Consider the following 22,128-nt stretch of genomic DNA (forward strand, 5'->3'; position numbering starts at 1 on the left):
CAAAACGAGGAGGAGGTGCCGCCATGATTCGTTCGAGAGGCGAGAATGCATTTTCGGTTGTGAACATCATTATTTTAAGCTTGATTTCTCTTTCGATGATACTGCCGTTTATTCATATCGCCGCCAAATCGTTAAGCAGCGAGGCTTATGTGTTAGCGAAGGAAATCTTACTGTGGCCAAAGGGTTTTACTTGGATGTCGTATCAGTATGTGCTTACGAACAAACAGTTTTTTGATTCCTTTACAAATTCAGTGTTCATTACGGTTGTCGGCACATTGATCAGCATGGCGTTAACGGTATTGGCCGCTTACCCGCTGTCCAAGCGCAATCTCCCTTACGGAAGGGTTCTCATGCTGCTGTTCGTCATCACGATGTTTTTTAGCGGGGGTCTAATCCCTACTTATTTGGTTGTCAAGGAAGTCGGTTTGTTGAACACCCTCTGGTCGCTAATTTTGCCTGGGGCGCTTGCTCCGTTCAATTTGATTCTGGTACGCAACTTTTTTCTCAGTCTGCCTGACACACTGGAAGAGTCGGCGCGCATGGACGGAGCTTCCAACTGGCGCATTTTATGGTCGCTCTACATTCCTTTGTCCAAGCCTGCGCTCGCGACTATATCCATGTTCTATGCCGTCGGCTACTGGAACAGCTTTTTTCAGGCGATGATGTATATTACCGAGCGACGCTGGATGCCGCTTCAGATGTTCCTGCTTCAGCTGGTTACGGATGAGAAGACGGCGGATACAGCCGTTCTCGACGTGTTTCGTGACATCACTCCGGAGACGATTCGGGCGGCAGCGATTCTATGTGTGGTCATTCCGATTCTGTGCGTGTACCCGTTTATTCAAAAATATTTCGTCAAAGGCGTTATGCTCGGTGCGGTCAAGGGCTAGCCACTACCCTGACTGGGATATGTTGACGCAGGATGCTTGGCCGAATACAAAAAGGCTATCAAAAAATGGGGGAGTGTAAGCATGTTAATGAAAAAGGCTTCTTTCATCGGTTTGTCGGCTTTACTACTGACGGGGATGACGGCGGGCTGCAGCCAGAGCCCGGACGCAGGCGGTACTTCCAGCGATGCGACAGGCAGCAAAAATAAGGATTTGAAGGTGATGATGTCTTATCACGCTTCCATGGAGCAATTCAAGGGCTCGGACAATATGAATGATAATAAGCTGACCAAAGTGATCAGAGAGAAATCCGGGTTGAATGTGAAATACGAATCGCTCCCCAAGGATAATCCGTCCCAAAAGGTATCTATCGTATTGGCTTCCGGCGACGTTCCCGACCTGATGCGGATTAACGGCAAGTCCGATTATTTCAAGCTGGCCAAGCAAGGAGCCTTCGAACCGCTGGACGAATTGATCGCCAAATATATACCGAACGTCTCGCAGATGAATTCCAAAGAAGTGTTGGATGCTACCCGCTATGAAGGTAAAATATACGGGCTTCCTCACCGGGTTGCGCAAAAGGTAGGAGCCGGAATTTTGAGCCGGTCGGACATGATGCAGGAGCTGGGTATTCAGGAACCCAAAACTATGGATGAGTTTTATGCGGCGATGAAGACGATCAAGGAAAAGAAGAACATCGCCCCTCTTACGGCCAAAGCCTCTAATCCGGGCACCTTCCTACAATCGTTCCTGCCTTTTGCCGGCGCATTCGGAGTTGGCACCACCACGGTTGTGAAGGATGGCAAGCTGGAATTTTCCTGGGTGCAGCCCGAATTCAAAGAGTTTCTAGCCACGATGAAAAAGTGGTACGACGAAGGCTTGATCGATCAGGAGTTCTCCATCAATAAAGACGAGAAGGAGAAGATGATCAACGGCACAGCTGCTTTCTCCATATCGTACTGGGCGGATGCGATGGCGATCGACCGATCGATCAAGGAGAAGAAGTCGGGAGGAACGATTCGTTTTCTTGCCCCGGTCACGGGTAAAAACGGCCAGTCCGGTGTGCCTGAGGAAGCAGTGGCTGGAGGCAGCTATTGGGTTATTCCCAAGCAAGCCAAAAACAAACAAGGCGCAGCGGAATATATCAACTATATTTACGGAACCGATGCAGATAAGCTGCTGACCTACGGGATCGAAGGACAAGATTACAAAGTAGAGAACGGTAAGGTCATACAGACCCCGGAGCAAAGCAACGAGATTCCATGGCGTACGCTGTACTTCCTGGGCGATTCGGACCCGAGCTTCTTCGCCCGGCTGGAGGCGAAAGGGTTCCTGCCTTACTATCAGCCGTTGGAGCCGTTCAAGCGTAACCGCGAGGAGACGGTATTCTCGCCGTCCGTGGAAGCGTACGATACGAAATTTTCGGAGCTGCGCAATTTTATGGAAGAAAACGCACTGAAATTTATTATGAATAAACGCAGTCTCGACGAGTTCGATAAATTCGTTCAGGAATTCAATGCCAAGGGCGGCAAAGCCGCAATTGACGCCATGAACGGCTGGTACACCAAGAAATAAGCCGGAAGTTTCCAGCGGTGAGCCGTTTTCTATGAAGCGTTACGCGAAGGAAGCGGCTCACTATTTGGTAAGGGAAGCTCATGTCCGAAAAAAGGAGAGTTGTAGAGAAATGAGTCATTGTCATCATTCCGTCATTGCCGGTCATCCGGCGCTGGTATCCTTCTGGGATTTCCAAGGCGAAGAGGCGCTGCTGGCGAAGGGACCGTATCCGTACCAGTTGGAGGAAATGGCCGGGCGCGTCGAACGGTTCACGGAAGGCGTATTTGGACCGCAGTCGCTTCGCTTCGAAAGAGGGCAGTGGCTTCGCATTCCGCGCTCCGACTGTCCTGCTCTGAATTTCCGGGGGCACGGGGCCAAATTGACGATAGCAGCTTGGATCAAGCGGGAAGCAGCCCCGGAAGGGCAGTGCCAGGCGGTTGCCGGCATGTGGAACGAGACGGAGAAGAAGCGGCAGTACTGCCTATTTCTGAACCTGCGAATTTGGGACAGCAAGGATCAGGTGTGCGGGCATGTGTCTGCAACTGGCGGGCCGACTCCAGGGTATCCCTGGTGCATGACTACGGCTATCGGCGCTTCGCCGATTCCTTTGGAGAAGTGGAGCTTTGTAGCCTTCACCTATGACGGCGCATTTGCCAAAGTCTATGTAGACGGAAAGCTGGACGCCCGGCTCGCGTTTAATCCGTTCGCTTATTTTGAGGGATTATACGATGGAGGGGAGAACGGGGCGGATTTTACCGTAGGTGGCGTGAATCGTTCCGGGGAGATGGGCAATTTTTTTGCCGGGGTTCTTGGTGGGCTTGCTGTGTTCAACGAAGCGCTTGGCGAAGACGAGTTGTCCGCAATCGCAACCTAAGCTTCATCGGCTAGATTTATGAGGAGGAGATGAACAAGCATGGCGATATATCCCGTCGCCTCGGTGGACGAAATACCGGAAGGCATGTACAAAATCGTAAGCGTAGAGGGCCGTTCGATCGGGATCTACAATGTAAAGGGCGAATATTGCGCCATTCCTAATTATTGCCCGCATCAGGGGGCGGAGCTGTGCAAAGGACCGGTGTGCGGCACGACGCTCGAATCCCAGGTGTATGAATTCATTTACGGCCGCGATCAGGAGATCGTGCGTTGTCCATGGCACGGCTGGGAGTTTGATTTGAAGACCGGCAAGTCATTGTTTAGCGAAAAAGTGCGCGTACGCCGCTACACGGTAGTCGTAGAGGACGGCCGGATAGGCATTCTCATCGGCAGCTCTTCGATGGAAAGGATGGATCCCCATGAGTCATACTCAGAGTAAAGAAATCATTCCCGTTATAGATTGCGATGTGCACAATCAGTTTCGCACGAATAAGGACCTCGTACCCTATTTGGAGGAACCATGGAAAAGTCATGTTGCTAAATTCGGTGTGAGCGGAGGTGGCCTGCCTTATGCGTCACCGATCGGCAACAAGCGCAAGGACGCCGACCCCCCAAGTGGTCTGCCTGTAGGCTCGGATCCGGAGTATATGCTTCAGCATCTGGTGGAGCCGTTTCATATGGAATACGCGCTGCTGTGCTCGGATTCGATCATTGGCGTATCCGCATTCGCCGATCCCGATTATACGGCTGCGATCTGCAGGGCGTACAATGACTACCTGATCGCGGAATGGTTGTCCGTCAGTCCGAAGTTCAAAGGCTTCCTATGTATCGGCACCCAGGATCCCGAGACAGCGGCATGGGAAATCGACCGGGTCGGCTCTCATCCCGACATTATCGGCGTGGCCGTCATTGGAGGATCCCGCTCTCCATACGGCCAACGCTTTTACCATCCGATCTATGCGGCTTGTGAACGCAACGGCTTGCCCTTAATCATTCATCCCGGCTCAGAGGGAGCGGGTATCTTCAATCCGCCAACAGCGGTCGGTTATGTCTCCAATTATTTGCAATGGCATACTTGTTTGCCGCAAACCTATATGGCGCACCTGGTTAGCTTCGTTTGTGAAGGCGTATTCGAGAAGTATCCGGGACTGAAGGTGGTGTTCGGCGAAGGCGGCGTCAGCTGGCTGCCATCGCTGCTGTGGCGGCTGGACAAAAACTACAAGGCTTTGCGCTCCTCCGTACCGTGGCTAAAGCGCATGCCGAGCGAGTATGTGCAAGATCACTGCTTTATGACTACGCAGCCGATCGAGGAACCGGACAATCCGAAGCATCTGGACGCTATGTTCGAAATGTTTGACGCCGAGCATATGCTGCTGTTCTCAAGCGACTATCCGCATTGGGATTTTGACGATCCGACGAAAATTTTGCAGCGGCTTCCGTTAGAGAAGAAGCGGAAAATTTTTAGTGAAAACGCGAAGCAGCTGTTCAAGCTGAAGTGATGCATGAACGATAATTTATAAAACAAGGGTGTTACATGGTTGTATATGATGTAACCCCTTTTTTCGTTGCTCTAGGATCTGCGGTTTAGTCGGTTGTTTTGTTATAGCACATCAATCGATTACATTACTACTTCCAAAATGTGTTAATATTAACCCGGAAAGAAATTAGTAAAGAAGGATGCTGCTAGGAGGGTGAGAATGGGACAGGATTTAATCAAGGAAATCTTGGCTATGTTGGAAGTAGATCCATCGGACTGCAAGCTTACAGGCGGATACAGCAGCAATGTATTTGAAGTTGGCCGTAGCGAAAAGTTTATAGTGAAAATTTTGGAAAAGTCAGTTGTTAATGAATCCAGCATATTAGCTGAAATGGAATGGCTTGATTTCCTTTTCTCGAGGGGGATTCATGCTGCTAGACCGATACGTAAACTGGGAAAAGATTATATTCAACAGATTAACGATGACTACTACTTCGTTAGTTATGAGAAGATAAACGGATTGCATGTCAGACCTGCCGATAAAGAGAATTGGGGAGCACGTTTGTTCGAACAATGGGGCGAAGCGATGGGACAAATTCATGCTGCTTCAAAAGCTTATAAAGCAAACAATGCGTTTCCAACCTGGAATGAAAATAAGACTTTACTTGCGTTAGAGTCATTGCAACTTCATCCTCTACTAGTCGAGAAATGGTCCAAATACATGAATGAGCAAAAGCAGCTCCCAGCTTCATCGGATCATTTTGAGCTGATTCATGGTGATCTTCATCATGGGAACTTGCTGCTCAGCGAAAATGCTCTTTGTGTTATTGATTTCGGTGACAGCGAGTATCACTGGTTTATGAAGGGATATGTTCGGTGGAACCCGGATACGAGCTTTACAAGGGACATAAATTATTTCATTCATATAGACATTTATACTCATTCACTTATCACTCTCTCTATTTAGACAAAAGTCAACTAACGGAAAAACAATTGGAGCACCTGAAAAATATGGAGTTCTCGCTGGTTAACGACGAGCCTTACTTAAATTTGAATTTAAGCTAGACGTTTATCTAACGGGGTAAAAGGCATCAGGTGAAAAGGAGATCTGGTTATGAACTATGTTTACGAAAATGATTTGCTAACAGAAAGCTTGTCAAAGCTATCCACACTGGAGATATCCTATCATTGAGAAGAATCCTTGCTGAGAATCCGGGTTTGGCTGCAGCAAGAATTGTCAAAAGAAACAGTAACAACGAGGACAGCAGCTGCAAAATATCTCGAACACTTTTGCATGTGGTCGCCGATTGGCCCGGTCACTTTCCTAATGGTGCGGCTACTGTGGGTACTTTAGTCGAATTCGGAGCAGATGTGATTGCTCGGACCATTGGCTCTCACACCGAGACTCCGTTACATTGGGCTTCTAGCTGCGATGATACTGATGTGCTTGACGCTCTTCTGGATGCCGGTGCCGACATCGAAGCGGCGGGCGCAGTGATCGCCGGTGGGACACCATTAGACGATGCAGTAGCGTTCGCACAATGGCGGGTGGCACATAGATTGGTAGAACGTGGAGCGCAGATCGCGCTATGGCATGCAGCGGCGTTAGGATTGATGGATGCTATCGAGGCCTACTTCGCCGGTGCCGCACTTTCGGATCAATACCCTTGGGGAGCAAACGGTCCTTCACCTCCGGACAAGATCACCGTAGCCTTTTGGTGTGCTTGTCATGGAGGACAGCGTCACACCGCAGAGTACCTTCTAGACCGAGGAGCTGAACTGAATTGGATATCGGTTTGGGATGGATTGACCCCGTTGGATGCAGCTCAACGCAGCTCCAGTGCTGATCTGGTTGAGTGGTTGCGATGGAAAGGCGCCAAATCTGCAAGCGAGCTGTGAACGGTAAATCATTACTACTGAGTGAACAGGAGGGTACAAGTTGAGAATTTGAAAATGCGTTAACCGCGTTTATTGTTTTATTGCGTAACTAAGCTTAAGGTGGGGAGTGAAAATTCCTGTTGTTATAGCAAAACAGGCATATGTCCCAATAGGAGACATATGCCTGTCTTTATTCAGCCCAAGGCTGCCGCTGCGATTTGACCGGTTCTCCGGTCCGAATCGCCTGCTCGATCAGAAGACCAAGATAATGATCCTGCGACGCTTCCGCCAGACTGTAAAAGCTCGGTCCGCCCGACGCATATTCGGCCATCTTCAGCAAGCAGGTCGCGATCGCAATTTCATCGTCATATAACCTTGCAGGGACGAATGGATTGCTATAAACCCAGCGTTCTCCGGCCATATAGCCTTGCAAATAATGCCCTTCTTGATTTTCTTCCTCGCCACTGTTGATCCGTTTGAACTCCAGATGAAGCGGTGTCTTGTAGTCGGCAAGAACACTCAACCGGCGATCGAATATTTCTCCTCTGTCGCCGCGAACGGAGAGATGGTTGGAGCGGATCCACGAACGATGTTGATCCTTTGCGAAATCATAGATTGCAAGCTTATTGCCGAACTCAAGCCAAGCCATATCCCGGGGCTCCGCTATGATTTTCTCCTCTTGCGGCGGTCCGCCGCGCCCGGGTCCGGCAATAACCGGCGATTCGAACCGCATCCCGCGGATATCGGCGTCTTCGAACCCGATGCCGAGCATTTTTCGCATGAGGCTTACAGCATGATACGTTTGCGATATGGACACCGTTGCCTGAGTCACCGTGCCAAGCATCCCGGCTTTGATCGCCGCCTGCCGTGCCATATGAAGCGGGTGAAATTGATACTGCTCTGCGACCTGTACTCTTGCTTCCCGCTTCGAGAGCTGATCGTACAGCTCCAGCATGGATTCCAAATCTGGAGCAGGCGGTGTTTCGACCAAAGCCGCTATCCCCCTGTCCGCCAGATCTAGCAAATAACCCGAAGCAGCACCACGGCTGACGGAGATTACTGCGAAATCCGGCTTCTCCACGGCAAGGGCATCTTCAAGCGTTCTGAAAGCGGGGATGTTCCACTGTCGCTCCATAGCTTTGGCCTGCACCTCGTCTCTTATGACCAATCCGTTGATTCGGAAGCTGTCCGGCAGTGCCTGTGCAATCCGCAAAAAATACTGTGCCCGAAAGCCTGCACCTCCGATAATGATGAATGTTGCTGTATGTGCCATTGCCGATAAGTCACACCCTTCTATTTCCATTTGACCTAAGAATAATCTATCGGCGGAAATTGTCAATACAGCTATACAATAATAACTTTGCTTGAAGTCATGGAGTTATCTCGGGCGTTTATAAAAATTACTTTTTTATCCATAATGTGGTACCATGAAGGGAGTTATCTAAAGGGGAGGAAGGTGCCGGATGGATCCGTCGTTGACTCGGGCACGAATGAATCATTGAATGGTTTTACAAGGAAAAGTATTTTAGTAGGGTTAGCTATCGGAGTACCGTCGGGTATTTTGCTTTTTTTGGCAATGATGAGGAGATAAGCCTGGAAACTCCAACTTCCTTCAGGTTGACAACAAACGGATATCAATGGCAGGTGAATACAATGCAAGTAAAAATCGGATTATTGATTGCTGCAATTCTTGTGGTACTCACAGGGTGCTTTAGCAGTGCAAAAGATCCAGTTGTCGCAACAATAAGTCCGGCGCAAGACACCGTCTCATCAAACGAGTTTAGATTATCAGCCAGAGAACAAGAGGTTTATATTAACTTTGAACAAGACTTAAAAGAACAGCATTTAAAAGAACTAGACCCAATTAGTATCGCCAAGTTGTATGTCCAAGCAAGTTTGGATGGTAAAAACGAGGTGGTTTATGCACTATACACGGATAGAAAAGGACATGTTCAATGGACAAAAGAAGAGCATGAACAATTTGCCGCTTCGGATAGAGGAACAAAGGACCAAATTCTTAAAATCTTTAAACATATTGAAACAGGGAAATTCATACAAACAAGTGATTCTGAGGGATACATTGAGTATCAGTCAAACAAAGATGCTGAGAATAAACCTGAAAACAAGTCCGGCTTTAAAATGATCAAAGATGAGGATGGGATATGGAACGTTTCATTTCAGCCCATTCAATAAAAAAAGGATGTGTGTTTAGTTGGATATCTCAATGCCTGTGATCGATAGCATCCTAAGCAAATTTAAGGCTGATAAAAAATGGCTTCTTCAAGCAATTGAACAGCTAACGGAAGAAGATATTTGTTGGTCCCCAACTAACGAAAGCAACAGTATTGCGAATCTGATCTCTCATATTAGAGGGACGGCTCACGCAAGAATTGAGATCTTACTCTACGAAATACCTGACACTAGAGACAGAGCTAAAGAGTTCGAGCCAGGACTGACCCTTTCAAAAGAGCAAGCCTTGCTAAAAGCAACTGAAGCCTTCGATATTATTATTGCATATCTGGAATACCTGAAAACCTATCCTGAAATGCTATTATCGCAGCCTTTTCTTGATAAACCGCCGCTAACCTTCAGCGCCGTGAATAATCAGACAACTGCGCTTAACTTGATGATACAGATGGTAAGGGAAATCAATTACCACGTTGGCCAAATAAACTATATAGCAAAGATGAGGAAGGGCCCATTAGTGTGGAAATACGATTGAAGAGATAGCATCCTTTAATAAAGAAAACCCGCCGACAATGCGGCGAGTTTATCTTTTGTATTTGCGTCATATTAGCGTAAGTGTATTTGTACAATCTTTTACTCAATCATATGTTTCAAGGCATTATACATAGTTTCAACATGTTCGTCGACCTCATCGCGCGACATGCGCAAGCGGTTCACAGAGGTACCATATCCAATTTCCTTCTTACCCTCTTCCAATCCCTTAAAAATGCCATCAGCAAAGGCATCTAAAGGCTCTCCATGAGTATGCAATCCGGCTCCACCCAAATCGGTATTTACTGCCGGAGGAGCAACTTCAATAACTTCAACAGATGTATTCGAAAGCTGATGTCTTAGACTTATTGTAAAGGAATGCAGCGCTGCTTTGGTTGCTGAATAGATTGGAGCAATAGCAAACGGTGTAAAAGCTAGCCCGGATGTCACATTAATGATAGCCGCTGCTTCTTTGGCTGCAAAAAATGGAGCGAACAGCATGGAAAGATGGAAGGGGGCTTCCAAATTGGTTGTTATTTCTTTATTGAAGTAGCTCCAATTGTTCTTTGCATCCGCTGTTAATACATTAAAACGTCGCTGAATCCCTGCATTATTAACCAGCACATTCACTTCCGGATAGGTAGTCGTTACCCAATCAAACAATGCTGTACGATCGGATTCATTATCTAAATTTGTCACACGAGTAATGAGACCGGGAAATGTTTCTTTCGCATTGAGAAGTACTTGTTCACGTCTTCCGCAAATGATGACTTTATTCCCAGCTTTGATAAAGCGTTCTGCAAAGGCTAACCCGATTCCAGTACTGCCGCCGGTTATAAGAATTGTATTTCCCGAAAGATTCATAATCATTCCTCTTTTCCATTATTTTATCAATCCTTTGTTTCCTGAATACGGTTTGAATACCGATCAATTTTGAAGTCAATGCCTTTTAAAGATTCTGTCATCAAGGAAATTTCAGACAGTACCGCCTGCTTGTGCTTATTCATCATCGCAAGCCGGAGCTCCATAGTGCCATCTCCTTCTACTATCCAATCCATGTATTGCTTAATATCGCTTATGGGCATGTGCGTGTTTTTCAAACAAACAACGGTCTCGAGAAGCGACATTTGGTCTTCTGAAAATAATCGCCTTCCTGCATTATCACGCTCGATTAGAGGCAGTAATCCTTTTTTTCATAATAACGTAACGTGGATTCTGGAATATTGAGTTTATCTGAAGCTTCGCTTATGGAATAATACTTCATTCTGGAGGCCTCCACATCCTATCTTTCATTGTCGACAAGAATATGATACGACTTAAACCATGGTTTAAGTCAACTATAAAAGATGTGCGTCTCTCTATTCCTATTGAAACCCTACTTCAATTTTGCTTCCGCAGAAGGATGCGATCGGGTTTAAGCAACCTTGTGAGTAAGGACTCAACAAAGCGCAATGTAAGTAAGAGATAGTTCATTGTATTAGAGTTAGCAATCTAAAAGAAATCAACTCATCATCTATTTGCTATGATTGAAAAAAAGGAGTTGATCAAAATGACAGTAAAACTAACACCGTACTTTAATATGGAAGGGAATGCAAGGGAAGCTATTCAGTTTTATGAACAAGCGATAGGTGCCGAAGTCGTCTCCATCGTAACTTACGGAGATATGCCGGAAATGCCTAATACCTTCACGGATTCGTTGAAGAATCTGGTGGCTCACGCAAAGCTGCGGGTTGGTGAAGCGGAGATCATGTTTTCGGATGCACCAACAGGATCGCAAATTCCCAAGGGCAAACAGGTAACCATTTGTATTACAACTAACGATGTGGAAACGTCAAAACGATTTTTTGAAGCCTTACGCCAAGGCGGCCAAGTGAATATGCCGTTTGAAGAAACTCCTTTTAGCCCAGCTTTCGGTGATGTCACGGACAAATTTGGAGTAACCTTTCAGATATATACTGAAATCGAGAGTTAAAAGTGTCTTCGTTAATAACCCGGCCTTAAACAAGGCTGGGTTAATTGCATTTCATTGCCAGCAAGCATAGCACCATAGGAACGATTCAAGAGGAGGCAGCGAAGTTTATAAATGGTTATAATATACTTGATGACTACTTCAGAATAAGGAAGTGTTAATTAATGAATATAAATATGGTTATGGACGAGCTCGAGGCTCTCGGCAAAGAACGAACTAAGAAAATTTACATATCCAATGGGGCGCATGAACCGCTTTTTGGTGTAGCAACAGGCGGGATGAAGCCCATCGCCAAAAAAATCAAAAAAAATCAACCGTTAGCCGAGGAGCTCTATAATACGGGGAATTACGACGCCATGTACTTTGCGGGTGTCATTGCTGATCCGAAGGCCATGACCGAGGCAGATTTTGAGCGTTGGATCGATGCGGCTTATTTTTTCATGCTATCCGATTATGTAGTTGCAGTTACCCTGGCGGAAACTGATATTGCGCAAGAAGTTGCCGATAAATGGATCGCAAGCGGAGAAGAACTGAGAATGTCTGCGGGCTGGAGCTGTTACTGCTGGCTGTTGGGGAGTCGGCCGGACAGTGAATTTTCTGAAAGTAAATTGGTCAAGATGCTTGACTTGGTTGAACAAACGATTCACGATTCCCCTGAACGAACCAAATACGCTATGAACAATTTTATTTATACGGTAGCAATATCCTATAAGCCTCTCCATGATAAAGCGGTTAGGACCGCAATGGCAGTGGGTCCAGTAGAAGTCAACCGGGATAAGGCCAAAAGCAAGTTTCTTAACGCTTCCGAAAATATACAGAAGGCAGTAGATAAAGGACAAGTTGGTTTCAAGCGAAAATATGTAAGGTGTTAAGCAATTCAGGCTTAAAGCTTAGGGGGACGCTAGCGAGTCAGCCAGCTGCTCCCTTTTTTACTGGCTGGAATGCATCTCTGTATTTGATCTTCTATTAGTAGAAGTCACTACCGTAATTTACTCAATAAGATCGAATAGTGCAAGGGAAGAGTTCTGGAGGCAATGGTGGGCTCAGGGCGTGTGCTCATTCCGCTGCTTGAATCAGGACTAACGGTGGATGGAGTAGATTACTCTCCTCAAATGCTGGCATCCTGCCGACATCGTTGTGAAGAGCGGGGATTAAGACCCGAATTGTATGAGTCGAACTTACAAGAGCTTTCTTTACCGCATAAATATGAGGCAATCATCGTTGCCGGCGGATCCTTTTTGCTGATTGAAAAGCGTCTAAGTGTTCCCAAAAGGTGCGATTGCAGTCTCTACAGCGATACCTCTGACGCTTTATAAGAAGGCCTACACGCTTGCCGTGAATAGGCAAGTCCATACAGATCTGTTCCCTGATATCGTGTTTGTAGAGGTTGGCTATACATCCACAATGAGGGCAAGCCAAAGGTGGAGAGTTCGTCACCACTTGTATTAGAAAATCAAATTCATTCTCACTAATACTTAGGATGTTGAATTTTGAAAGATTTAGAATGTCCATATGAATTTCTTCTATGCATTTATGATGCAAACTCCTTCTTTGTTTTCGCGTGACTGGTCAAAATACCGCTGAATATGAAAGATAACAACGAACCGGCAAAGCATATAGCCGCAAACATGCCTACGGCGGAAAAACCGTTAAAAGTCGCGTAAATCAGGCCTGCGACCCAAGAACCGAGCGTTGTCGCAGCGTACATGATTGAATTGGCCAAGCTGGAGATCGTGCCGCGGATGGTTGGATTTAATGAATTCAGCATTCCCAATATTAGGGGAAAAGCGATCCCCATATTAACGAATATGAAAAAGTAAACACTTTCGAAAGCCGCAACTGATGGCAAGTGAGGCAAAACAATAAAACATGCGATAGAGACAAGAAAGCCCACAACCAGCGTATTGAAACGGTTTAACGTTTTGATTACATAGACACCGCCGAAGCTCCCGACTATATTCCCGAGACCAAGAAAAAACATCACGTACCCCGCTTGATCAATTGAAAGGTAAAAGCGATCCGTCACCCATTTTCCAATGAAAGAAAAGGCAGCAAAGAATCCACATTGAAATAAGAAATGAGCGAGGAAAGCCTTTCTCACCATTCGGCTATTCAATAGTGGGATGTATCTACTGAAAATTGGAGTCTTGGTTTTTTGGCCTTGATTCGGTTTCATTTCGGGCAAAGCATAGAAGATGAATACTGCTACCAATAATGCACATGCACCGATTGTAAAAAAAGGATAATACCAATGGGTTGAGGCAAGCAGACTTCCAATAGGGATGCCGAACGCTTGGGAAGCAGCCAAGCCTGCCATGACGATCCCTGATACTTTGGCGATTTTTGACGTTGAAAACAGAGTAGGGATCGAGGCCCAGACTTGAGGCGCCGTAAATGCTGCGCTGACTCCGGCTAAAAAACGGAAGAAGAACATCGACCAAAAACCTGTGGCAAAGCCGCATAACATGGTTGAAACCGAGAAGCAGATCATGCCGGAAAGCATTACTTTTTTGCGATCCCATCCATCGGAAAGCGGTCCAGCAATCAGTGCAAAAATGGCATAACCTAAAGCATAAGACCCCACCATCCAACCAGAATATTCGGTCGGGATATGAAACAAGTCCTGAAGAGTGGGGATGAGCGGAGAAATCAAAAACGTATCCGTACCAATAACAAACATGATGAGGAAAAATAAAGCAGTTAATTTGATCATTCTATTCACCCTTTGTAGTTAGTTCTATAGTTCAAAGATTATTGAACTAATGAAAAAAAAAAGAATTTCTTTCTACAACGTATCCAGAAACCCGGGTAAGTAAGTTTGAAATGTCTCCAAATCGATGCTCATATACTTTGCTTGAGCTTCTTTTCGTACCTTGATCAATTTCGCCTCCTTTAAAGTACGCAAGTGATACGAAGTATTCGATTTCGTAGTATCGCGAATGTGTCCTACTTCTCCACAATTCATCTCCTTCTTGCTGGCGTATAGAGCTCGTATGATGTCCAATCTTGTTTCATCAGCTAACGCCTTAAATATTTTGACTCTGAGCTCATCATTTATTATTTTTTGAGTAGTCATAAAACCATTGTACTAAGATATCGCTACAAATCAAGTCTTTAGAAAAATACCACCATATTCTCCGATTTTTAAGTGAAATGTTTTGATTTTGATTTTGTCTCCACCATAAAATCCGAATACCCTTTTTATTTAGAGATGGAGCGATTATCTTTTTACTTGAAGGGTATAGGAAGGATATCGTAATGTATAAATATGTAATATAAATTATTATTATACGATAAGGAGGGCTATCATTGAAATTAAACACTGTGGTTCTTAATGAATTGAACAAACAGCTAAGTAGAATTGAAGCCTGTATAAACCTTTTGTCAGAAGCACAGATTTGGTACAAGATTAAACCAACCATGAATAGCATCGGCAATTTATGTTTGCATTTGGCAGGAAATGAATATCAGCATTTTGTTAGCGGTATAGGAAACTTGCCTTTTCAGCGAACGAGATCACGAGAATTTCTTGAAAACAATGGAATGAATGGCCGAGATTTATTGCAGCTGCTTCACGATGTAAGACGGCAATCATCCGGCATTCTTGAAGGACTGAAGGAAACGGATCTTCAAAAAAGTGTAACCATATACTATTCTATCGAAGATTGGAACAAAATGCTTGTACGTTCCACACTTGAAACGGAAGCTCATTATTCAAAGGATATTGAAACTATGCTAGTTCAAGTCTGTGAGCATTATAGTTATCATACAGGACAAATTGTATTACTAACAAAATGGATAAGTGAAAGTCAGAATAGCATTACGGGAACGTTTCATTGAAGATTTTTATCTTTGAACCAGCGACGGCCATAGGGCTGCTTTGCTTTTTTTCTCGCTAAAAATAGTGGTATAATATGGGAACCATATGGAGGAGTGATCGCGATGAATCCCAAAAAGCTAGCCGCTGATAAAGCGATAGAATATGTTACAGACGGTATGATAGTTGGACTAGGTACCGGATCTACAGCCTATTGGGCAATCGAAGCGTTGGCAAAAAGAGTTCGGGAAGGGTTGAATATTCGCGCCGTAGCCAGCTCCAACCATTCAGAGCAGCTTGCCAAGCAAGGGGGAATTCCTCTTGTGCCATTCTCGGATATTGAGCTTATTGATGTGACGATAGACGGCGCGGACGAGGTCGATAGCCAGCTTAACCTGATCAAAGGCGGAGGCGGTGCGCTGCTCAGAGAGAAAATACTCGCTGCGAACAGCAAGACATTTATCGTCATTGTGGACGAGTCCAAAAAGGTGGAGCATCTGGGCCGTTTTCCGCTGCCTGTCGAAATAGTTCCCTTTGCGGAGTCTTTAACTATCCGTCAAATACAGCAGCTTGATTGCATTACGACCATCCGAACCGTTGAGGGAAAGCCTTTCGTGACCGATAACGGCAATCTCATCGTCGATTGTGAATTTGGCAAAATTCTGGATCCCATAGAGCTCCATAAACAGTTGAATCTGTTGCCAGGTGTGGTCGAAAATGGTTTGTTTCCTAGTATGGCGAGTAAAGTCATTGTCGGGCATCTCGATGGCAGTGTGGAACTAATTGATAGTGCGGATAGCATGAATTAAGTTGCCACAGCTGACAAACATGAGGGAAACCATATAGAGGAACCGTATACAACAAGTACGAAATAATGAATGTAATAGAACAGAACGGCTGGCCGCAGGAATGGAACTAAGAATGGATCGAAAGGTCCGGAGAGATATATCGAAGTCCAGATCTGGTCGAACACTGTGATTAGCAGGTACATCAAGTAATTGATTATAAGATAACGTGAGGTGCGTCACGAACCTTGAAAATACGAAATTCAGCCAAAGCCATCATCATACATGATCAAAAGCTGCTTGTGACCAAGCTTGCGGATGAATCGGGCTTCTTCTATTTACTTCCCGGAGGGGGACAAGAGGCCGGAGAGAAGCTCCAAGACTGCCTCGTCCGAGAGTGCAGAGAAGAAACCGGTTATGAGATCGAGGTTCACGATCTGCTTTTTGTAAGGGAATGCTTTAAGGATGAAGGGATTCATAGAATCGAATTTATGTTTAAGGCTGAACTAGTGAATCTAAAGCATAAGGTACCATTCAACAGGGATGACGCTCAAGTAGGCGTAGAATGGATTAGCTTGGAAAACGTCCTGAATGAACCTTTATTTCCCGTGGAGCTCCGACAACGCATAGCGGTGGCTTACAAAGAGGGACGGCAAGAGCGCGTTTATATAGGTGAAATAGAATGACGAGGTGATCCGATCCTGATGCAAATAGCTATCATTACGGATGTGCATGGCAATTACCCGGCCTTGAAAGCGGTACTGGAGGATATCGAACGACGGAAGTCGATTTCCCATATCTACTGTCTTGGGGACATGATTGGTATTGGGCCATATACAAATGAAGTCCTTGAGATGATTTTTAGCCGGGACGATATGTCCGTCTTGTCGGGAAACCATGAAGAAGCAGTTCTTCATATCTTAGCGGGCAAAGGAATACTGTCCGGGCATGAACAAGCTGCCAAGCATCATGAATGGATTGCGAGTCGATTGAATCCGGAATGGATTCCCAAGCTGCAGGCGCTGCCTGTATCTCTGGAATGGAAAGCAGAGGGCCATCAGATCTTGATGGTCCATTACCATAGGACAAACGATAAACTCGATGCGATCGACAACGAACCCAGTGGAGACAAATTAGATACCCGTTATTTGAACTCAGGATATGATCTCGTTTGTTTCGGTCATCACCACCCGGTACATTATTTTAAGACCGACGCAAGGCTCTATTTAAACCCAGGTGCGTTAGGCTGTCATCATGAACCGATTGCGCGTTACGGCATTGTGGACCTGTCTGTGAACCGTTTGGATCCTAGCTTAATAGAAGTGCCTTATGATAACACGGATTTTATACAATCCTATGAACGGCTGCAGGTGCCGGACCGCTCGTTTATTTTGAATGTTTTTCATGGAAATCAGCATCTGGTACCGAAAGGCGGAGTGGCGCATGAGGAATGAGCAGCCAAAAGTTATTGCCCTAGCAGCGGTGTCCGGCGGCGGCAAAACAACTACCGTCAAAGAACTGCTTAACAGATTGCCCAACTCCAAGGCATTATATTTTGATGATTACGATTTCGACGGGGTACCGGATGATGTTTGCGATTGGGTTGAACAGGGAGCGGATTATAATGCGTGGAACTTGCAGCCGTTGATAGAAGATGTAGAGCGTTCCTTGGCGGAGCAAGGACTGGATTACATTATTCTCGACTATCCCTTCGCTTATATGCATCACGGGATGAGTCGATATATTCACTATACGGTTTTTATTGATACTCCGCTGGATGTAGCGATGGCAAGACGAATCATGAGAAATTTTGCGGATTCTCCTATGGATGAGCTGCAGGTGGATATGAAGGGTTATTTGTCTCGCGGGAGGTTCGCTTATTTGGAGATGCTGAACACAATAAAACCGAACAGTGATTACATTATTGACGGGTGTCTGCCTGTCGACACCATTGTTAAACAAGTGCTGGAAAAGGTTAAATAGGTTAAAGAACTGCCTGGATAAAAAGGCCGGCGAATCTGTCACGGGATCGGCACGAATACGATGGCCCAAATAATGGGAACTATGGATAACAAGGAATGATTTCATTGCCGCGGCAAAAGCCATCTAAGGAGGAGACATGGACAAGGTTGAAATTAGAGGAGCAAAAATTGTCGTCATTCATAACAATCAACTTGTCGTGGTTAAGCAATCAAGAGCCGGCAAGAAAGGGCCAACTTACGAGCTGCCAGGCGGGCGAATCGAAAAGCACGAAGACATCGCTGCTGGTGCGATCCGTGAGTTAAGAGAAGAAACAGGCCTGATTTCCAAAGAATTGATCCCCTTGGGTACGTTCAGCATTCCGACGAGCCCTATCGTCATTACTTTATTTTTTACGAATAAGATCATTGGCAAGGTTGAACAAAATTTGGATGCAGACGAAGACATCGAGGTGATTTATGTAAGTATCGATGAGGCATTCAAGAAAATAGCCAATCATACATGGACGGATTCGAGATTGGCTATTGGGTTATTTTTGGCTAGAGCAAGAGGATTGCTGAATTAATTACATAACGATATCAGCCTATTATCATTACATTATGTCTTCCTATATATGGATAAAAGTGGTAAGTTTGTAGATGAATATAATCAAAGGGGTGATTGCTTAGGATGCCGCTGCCAATGATTCATCTGCAAGTTGCTGTGAGCATGTTCGATGAGAAAGACGTTCCCGCGCCATTCCTTCTTGGAAGTATAGCGCCGGATGCGATTCACATGAGGAAGCATACAACACGAGAAGATAAGAAATTTACCCACCTGGACATTGAAGCTCAAGGAGAATCATTGGATTACTCCCGACAAGAATATCACCGTCTCCTGCATCTGTCCGATGATGAGTCGTGGCGATGGTTTGTACGCGGCTATTTTGCTCATTTGATGACCGATTATTATTGGCTGCATCAGGTTTACAGGCCTTTTAAGGAAAGGGCCATGGAAGAAGGGTTAGATCCCGATTCGATCCGTAAAGCTTATTACACGGATACGGACCAAATTGATTTTGATTATTACCGCACAAAACCTTGGAAAAATCGTGTGTGGGAGCAGTTAATACAAACACCGTCTTACAACCCGGAGCCCTATCTCTCAGCTGACGAAATACATTGCTGGCGATTAAGAATCGTGCATTGGTTCGATTTGATTGCGACAGAGCCCGGGGTTGCCCCGCGTTATATAACAGAGCCTATTGTTGATGCTTTTTGCAAAGATACGGTTCAACAAATCATCCGCGTGCTGCAAACATGGGATTCCAAGTTCCCTATCGGACAGGAAACCTTGAAATAAAACGTTGAGAAAAGGTTTGCCAATCCGGTATGGGTTTGGTAAACCTTTTTTAAGTTCCATTATTTTCATATATTGATATAATATATAAGGATTTGTATTTGTATGGAGAAGGGTTGGAAATACTGAACATCTGCAAGACTTTTGCCGATATAGTATGAAGGGTGGGGATTCGTTTGTTTTTGGTGCAAATGTCCGGATTTCCGGGCTCTGGCAAGTCGACGTTGGCCAGATCCATTGCAAAGCATACAGGAGCTGTTGTGATAGACCACGATGTGGTCAAGACCGCGCTAATGGAGGCTATGAATGAGAGCGTTAACAATAAAGATACCGGCAACGTCTCTTATTCTATTGAATGGGCTCGAATCGGTTCTTGAGTATATGAACGATTCATCCGTTGTCTAGCACTTATTTTAGGAGCCAGAATCATTATTTAATAACATGAATGTTTGTTAGAACCAGAAATATAAAAGGGGGAGGGACGATGCGGAAGATTTATTATGCTGCGGTATTCCTGCTGTTATTAGGAATCGGTATGTTTGTGTATATGAAGTACTTTCGAGTGGATTCATTTGAAGTTTTGCAATCCAGCATAAGCGACATCCTGCAAAAAAACAGCTTGAAGGAAGAGATTATTACCGCTACGGAACGCATCTTATTCGTAAAACCGGTGTCAGGTGACAAAATATACGCTGTCAGTATGGAGGGAAATGAAGTAACGATGGTAAGGCCTTTCTTTCATATAAAAGAAGGGAACCAGATTGACTGGAGAGTCAGCGAGAGGAACAACACGACACTGCTCGTGGGGCAGATCAACAACAGCAACATCACTAAAGTTACATTTAACGGAAAATCAGACGATATCGTATACTCGAATTACGACGGGGTCCGGTTTTTTTACGCAGTGAGGGATCGGTCTCAAACGCTGCTTCCTTTTGCCATTGTCGGGACGAATGTGAAGGATGAAGTGCTGTATAAAAGCGTTCCGTGAGGAAGGGAGGGCGATTATGGTAGTAAAGCCCATATGTGCGGTAGATCACAACATTCATTTATCTCCGGAAGAGCATGCCAGACTACAGGATTGTTTTGATGTAATCTACGTAGATTTCTCCCAGCCGCTTTCAGCTCATATCAAGCAGTCGGAGCTGCTGCTCATTCATACCCGATTGAATCATCAACTAATAAGAGAATTTCCTAAATGCAAGTACATAGGAATTAGAGCTCACAACACCGACTATATCGACCGAAGAGCGGCGGAAGAGCTGGGAATCACGCTTACAGGCATTCCCCAGGCAGGTGAACATTCGGTTGCTGAGCATACGTTCGCCTTAATTTTCGCTCTTTCCAAACGAATTCTCCAGTCTCACAACAATGTCATAGGCGGACGATGGCGGGACGGATTGCAACCCAACCTTGAGCTGTATGGTAAGAAGCTGGGTATTATTGGATATGGAAACATCGGACAAAGAGTAGCCGCTATCGGCAAAGCTTTAGGGATGACCATCTTACTCGCTGCAAAAGAGGGCACTGATGCGGACGGAATGATACCGCTGGAGGATGTATTGAAGGAAGCGGATATTGTTACGATCCATGCCTCGACCCGTGCTGCGAATACCCCCTTGTTGAACCGAGAACGTATTGCACTGATGAAGCATGGATCCATGCTGATCAATACGGCGAGAGGAAAGCTTGTAGACCATACCGCTTTGGAAGAAGCGCTGGAGTGCGGCAGATTGTTCGGCGCGGCGCTGGATGTGTTTGAAGTAGAGCCTGCCGTTAACGAAAGGATATGCTTGCGTTCGGATGTTATCTGCACTCCGCATCATGCGTACTATACAAGAGAGACATTATTTGTAATGAATTCGCATTTAATCGACAATGCCATCCATTATTACCTGCGATAAGCCGACTGCTGAATGCATATATCCCAACGCGTCAACAAAAATCGCTAAAAACGAACGGCTGACGGCGATTGGAATCGATTTTTGCGCTTACCCAGGAAATATTGTTGGGGAAATAAAACAAAAGCCCGGGAATGAATTTCCCGGGCTTTCGTGCATTCACGGCACGATTATTCATTTACCGGAACATCGCCGATCAATCGCAGCAGAGCTTCCGGCAGCTGGTACTGCTGGTTGCTGATGCTGATCTGCTTCAGCTCCTCACGCAGCTCTCCGGTCTGAGCTTCCTTCACTTCCGTGATTTCATTATGCAGACGCTCCATCTTCAGATCAAGCGCGGCGGCGGAATCCGATGCCTCTTTGAGTTCCTGCAGCAAACGGGTCGGTACTGTCCGGTTATATTTATAGTAGATTTTGTGCTCGAGGCTGGCCCAGAAATCCATCGCGATGGTCCGAATCTGTACCTCGACGCAAACATTTTCCTGACGGTCGGACATGAAGACAGGAATCTCCACGAGCATATGGAGGCTACGGTAGCCGTTCGGCTTCGGATATTGTATGTAGTCCTCAATCTCGATTATTTTTAAGTCGCCCTGGTTTTGCAGCATTTCGCTGATCCGGTAAATATCCGAGATGAATGAGCACGTAATACGGATCCCGGCAATATCCTGGATATGGTTCTTGATGCTGGGGAGAGATATATCATGGCCTTTTTTGTGCAGCTTCTTCAAAATGCTCTCGGGCGATTTCAGCCGGGATTTCGTATGCTCAATCGGGTTGTAGTCATGGAAAAGCTGAAACTCTTCCTTTAAAATTTCGAGCTTGGTCTCGAATGCGTCCAGAGCGAATTTATAGGCCATTAAAAATCGCGTGATTTCATTCTTAAACTTGCGGAATTGTTCCATAGGCAATGTATTCACGGTAAAGCCCCTTTCCAGCGAATCCGGAGAT

At 45.6% G+C, this 22,128-nt stretch carries 26 protein-coding genes and 4 pseudogenes; 22 read left to right on the forward strand and 8 right to left on the reverse strand.

What is annotated here, in order from left to right; genetic code table 11:
• The first annotated feature begins 23 nt into the window (after positions 1 to 23).
• The 7 genes from DVH26_RS17810 (at position 24) to DVH26_RS17840 (ending at position 6,690) form a co-directional block, all read left to right on the forward strand.
• The gene (locus DVH26_RS17810) at positions 24 to 890 is read left to right on the forward strand and encodes a carbohydrate ABC transporter permease (protein ID WP_239635106.1); all 867 of its coding nucleotides are present in this window, start codon (positions 24 to 26) and stop codon (positions 888 to 890) included.
• 81 nt (positions 891 to 971) lie between these two features.
• Complete coding sequence (locus DVH26_RS17815) at positions 972 to 2,462, forward strand: extracellular solute-binding protein (RefSeq protein WP_239635107.1); 1,491 nt, start codon at positions 972 to 974, stop codon at positions 2,460 to 2,462.
• Positions 2,463 to 2,571: 109 nt separating this feature from the next.
• Positions 2,572 to 3,315 (forward strand): LamG domain-containing protein, encoded by a 744-nt coding sequence (locus DVH26_RS17820; protein WP_239635108.1) that lies wholly within the window; start codon positions 2,572 to 2,574, stop codon positions 3,313 to 3,315.
• Positions 3,316 to 3,354: 39 nt separating this feature from the next.
• Positions 3,355 to 3,753 (forward strand): Rieske (2Fe-2S) protein, encoded by a 399-nt coding sequence (locus tag DVH26_RS17825; RefSeq protein ID WP_239635109.1) that lies wholly within the window; start codon positions 3,355 to 3,357, stop codon positions 3,751 to 3,753.
• Complete coding sequence (locus DVH26_RS17830) at positions 3,734 to 4,813, forward strand: amidohydrolase family protein (protein ID WP_239635110.1); 1,080 nt, start codon at positions 3,734 to 3,736, stop codon at positions 4,811 to 4,813. Before DVH26_RS17825 ends, DVH26_RS17830 begins: the two co-directional genes overlap by 20 nt.
• Before the next feature lie 198 nt (positions 4,814 to 5,011).
• Positions 5,012 to 5,758, forward strand: a complete 747-nt coding sequence (locus DVH26_RS17835) for a phosphotransferase enzyme family protein (protein WP_239635111.1) — start codon at positions 5,012 to 5,014, stop codon at positions 5,756 to 5,758.
• Between the two features lie 404 nt (positions 5,759 to 6,162).
• Positions 6,163 to 6,690: an ankyrin repeat domain-containing protein gene (locus tag DVH26_RS17840; protein ID WP_239635410.1), complete on the forward strand. Its 528-nt coding sequence runs from the start codon at positions 6,163 to 6,165 to the stop codon at positions 6,688 to 6,690.
• 169 nt (positions 6,691 to 6,859) lie between these two features.
• Here DVH26_RS17840 and DVH26_RS17845 read toward each other — a convergent pair whose 3' ends face one another.
• A complete protein-coding gene (locus DVH26_RS17845; protein ID WP_239635112.1) occupies positions 6,860 to 7,942 on the reverse strand; it encodes a Gfo/Idh/MocA family protein in 1,083 nt (360 codons plus the stop codon).
• A 380-nt stretch (positions 7,943 to 8,322) separates the two neighbouring features.
• On the opposite strand from DVH26_RS17845, the gene DVH26_RS17850 reads away from it, so the two are divergent.
• Positions 8,323 to 8,862 (forward strand): RNA polymerase subunit sigma, encoded by a 540-nt coding sequence (locus tag DVH26_RS17850; RefSeq protein WP_239635113.1) that lies wholly within the window; start codon positions 8,323 to 8,325, stop codon positions 8,860 to 8,862.
• 19 nt (positions 8,863 to 8,881) lie between these two features.
• Positions 8,882 to 9,391 (forward strand): DUF1572 family protein, encoded by a 510-nt coding sequence (locus tag DVH26_RS17855; RefSeq protein ID WP_239635114.1) that lies wholly within the window; start codon positions 8,882 to 8,884, stop codon positions 9,389 to 9,391.
• A 98-nt stretch (positions 9,392 to 9,489) separates the two neighbouring features.
• On the opposite strand, the gene DVH26_RS17860 is transcribed toward DVH26_RS17855, so the two are convergent.
• The 3 genes and pseudogenes from DVH26_RS17860 to DVH26_RS37310 form a co-directional block, all read right to left on the reverse strand.
• Entirely contained in the window at positions 9,490 to 10,251 is a 762-nt protein-coding gene (locus tag DVH26_RS17860; RefSeq protein WP_239635115.1) for an SDR family oxidoreductase, read from the reverse strand.
• Positions 10,252 to 10,277: 26 nt separating this feature from the next.
• Positions 10,278 to 10,415, reverse strand: a complete 138-nt coding sequence (locus DVH26_RS17865) for a MerR family transcriptional regulator (protein ID WP_239635625.1) — start codon at positions 10,413 to 10,415, stop codon at positions 10,278 to 10,280.
• An 84-nt stretch (positions 10,416 to 10,499) separates the two neighbouring features.
• Positions 10,500 to 10,651, reverse strand: a pseudogene (locus DVH26_RS37310) (MerR family DNA-binding transcriptional regulator); the annotation flags it as partial.
• A gap of 285 nt (positions 10,652 to 10,936) precedes the next feature.
• Between DVH26_RS37310 and DVH26_RS17875 the strand changes: the two are divergent.
• From DVH26_RS17875 to DVH26_RS17885, 3 genes and pseudogenes are all read left to right on the forward strand, one after another.
• The gene (locus DVH26_RS17875; protein WP_239635116.1) at positions 10,937 to 11,359 is read left to right on the forward strand and encodes a VOC family protein; all 423 of its coding nucleotides are present in this window, start codon (positions 10,937 to 10,939) and stop codon (positions 11,357 to 11,359) included.
• Positions 11,360 to 11,520: 161 nt separating this feature from the next.
• Positions 11,521 to 12,228, forward strand: a complete 708-nt coding sequence (locus DVH26_RS17880) for a DNA alkylation repair protein (protein ID WP_239635117.1) — start codon at positions 11,521 to 11,523, stop codon at positions 12,226 to 12,228.
• Between the two features lie 138 nt (positions 12,229 to 12,366).
• A pseudogene (locus DVH26_RS17885) lies at positions 12,367 to 12,612 on the forward strand (class I SAM-dependent methyltransferase); the annotation flags it as partial.
• Here the strand turns inward: DVH26_RS17885 and DVH26_RS17890 are convergent.
• From DVH26_RS17890 to DVH26_RS17900, 3 genes and pseudogenes are all read right to left on the reverse strand, one after another.
• A pseudogene (locus DVH26_RS17890) lies at positions 12,590 to 12,868 on the reverse strand (transposase family protein); the annotation flags it as partial. The pseudogenes DVH26_RS17885 and DVH26_RS17890 overlap by 23 nt on opposite strands.
• 19 nt (positions 12,869 to 12,887) lie before the next feature.
• Positions 12,888 to 14,069 (reverse strand): MFS transporter, encoded by a 1,182-nt coding sequence (locus DVH26_RS17895; RefSeq protein ID WP_239635119.1) that lies wholly within the window; start codon positions 14,067 to 14,069, stop codon positions 12,888 to 12,890.
• Between the two features lie 72 nt (positions 14,070 to 14,141).
• Entirely contained in the window at positions 14,142 to 14,432 is a 291-nt protein-coding gene (locus DVH26_RS17900; RefSeq protein ID WP_039273287.1) for an ArsR/SmtB family transcription factor, read from the reverse strand.
• A gap of 233 nt (positions 14,433 to 14,665) precedes the next feature.
• Between DVH26_RS17900 and DVH26_RS17905 the strand changes: the two genes are divergently transcribed.
• The 10 genes and pseudogenes from DVH26_RS17905 to DVH26_RS17950 all read left to right on the forward strand — a co-directional run bounded on the left by DVH26_RS17905 (position 14,666) and on the right by DVH26_RS17950 (position 21,180).
• Positions 14,666 to 15,196 (forward strand): DinB family protein, encoded by a 531-nt coding sequence (locus DVH26_RS17905; protein WP_239635120.1) that lies wholly within the window; start codon positions 14,666 to 14,668, stop codon positions 15,194 to 15,196.
• A gap of 102 nt (positions 15,197 to 15,298) precedes the next feature.
• Positions 15,299 to 15,982, forward strand: a complete 684-nt coding sequence (gene rpiA, locus DVH26_RS17910; RefSeq protein WP_239635121.1) for a ribose-5-phosphate isomerase RpiA — start codon at positions 15,299 to 15,301, stop codon at positions 15,980 to 15,982.
• A gap of 224 nt (positions 15,983 to 16,206) precedes the next feature.
• Complete coding sequence (locus DVH26_RS17915) at positions 16,207 to 16,644, forward strand: NUDIX domain-containing protein (protein WP_239635122.1); 438 nt, start codon at positions 16,207 to 16,209, stop codon at positions 16,642 to 16,644.
• Between the two features lie 18 nt (positions 16,645 to 16,662).
• Positions 16,663 to 17,412: a metallophosphoesterase family protein gene (locus tag DVH26_RS17920; RefSeq protein ID WP_239635123.1), complete on the forward strand. Its 750-nt coding sequence runs from the start codon at positions 16,663 to 16,665 to the stop codon at positions 17,410 to 17,412.
• Complete coding sequence (locus tag DVH26_RS17925) at positions 17,402 to 17,941, forward strand: nucleoside/nucleotide kinase family protein (protein ID WP_239635124.1); 540 nt, start codon at positions 17,402 to 17,404, stop codon at positions 17,939 to 17,941. Before DVH26_RS17920 ends, DVH26_RS17925 begins: the two co-directional genes overlap by 11 nt.
• A gap of 136 nt (positions 17,942 to 18,077) precedes the next feature.
• Positions 18,078 to 18,503 carry an NUDIX hydrolase gene (locus DVH26_RS17930; protein ID WP_239635125.1) on the forward strand — a complete coding sequence of 142 codons (426 nt, stop codon included), beginning with the start codon at positions 18,078 to 18,080 and terminating at the stop codon, positions 18,501 to 18,503.
• Positions 18,504 to 18,619: 116 nt separating this feature from the next.
• Positions 18,620 to 19,279, forward strand: coding sequence for a zinc dependent phospholipase C family protein (locus DVH26_RS17935; protein WP_239635126.1), 660 nt, complete (start codon positions 18,620 to 18,622; stop codon positions 19,277 to 19,279).
• Positions 19,280 to 19,452: 173 nt separating this feature from the next.
• Positions 19,453 to 19,644, forward strand: a pseudogene (locus tag DVH26_RS17940) (P-loop nucleotide/nucleoside kinase family protein); the annotation flags it as partial.
• A gap of 116 nt (positions 19,645 to 19,760) precedes the next feature.
• Positions 19,761 to 20,267: a hypothetical protein gene (locus tag DVH26_RS17945; protein WP_239635127.1), complete on the forward strand. Its 507-nt coding sequence runs from the start codon at positions 19,761 to 19,763 to the stop codon at positions 20,265 to 20,267.
• A 16-nt stretch (positions 20,268 to 20,283) separates the two neighbouring features.
• Positions 20,284 to 21,180, forward strand: coding sequence for a 2-hydroxyacid dehydrogenase (locus DVH26_RS17950; RefSeq protein WP_239635128.1), 897 nt, complete (start codon positions 20,284 to 20,286; stop codon positions 21,178 to 21,180).
• A 167-nt stretch (positions 21,181 to 21,347) separates the two neighbouring features.
• Here the strand turns inward: DVH26_RS17950 and DVH26_RS17955 are convergent, their stop codons facing one another.
• Positions 21,348 to 22,097, reverse strand: a complete 750-nt coding sequence (locus DVH26_RS17955; protein WP_239635129.1) for a GTP pyrophosphokinase — start codon at positions 22,095 to 22,097, stop codon at positions 21,348 to 21,350.
• Positions 22,098 to 22,128 lie beyond the last annotated feature (31 nt).

It is taken from the genome of Paenibacillus sp. H1-7, assembly GCF_022354825.1.
GTDB lineage: Bacteria > Bacillota > Bacilli > Paenibacillales > NBRC-103111 > Paenibacillus_S.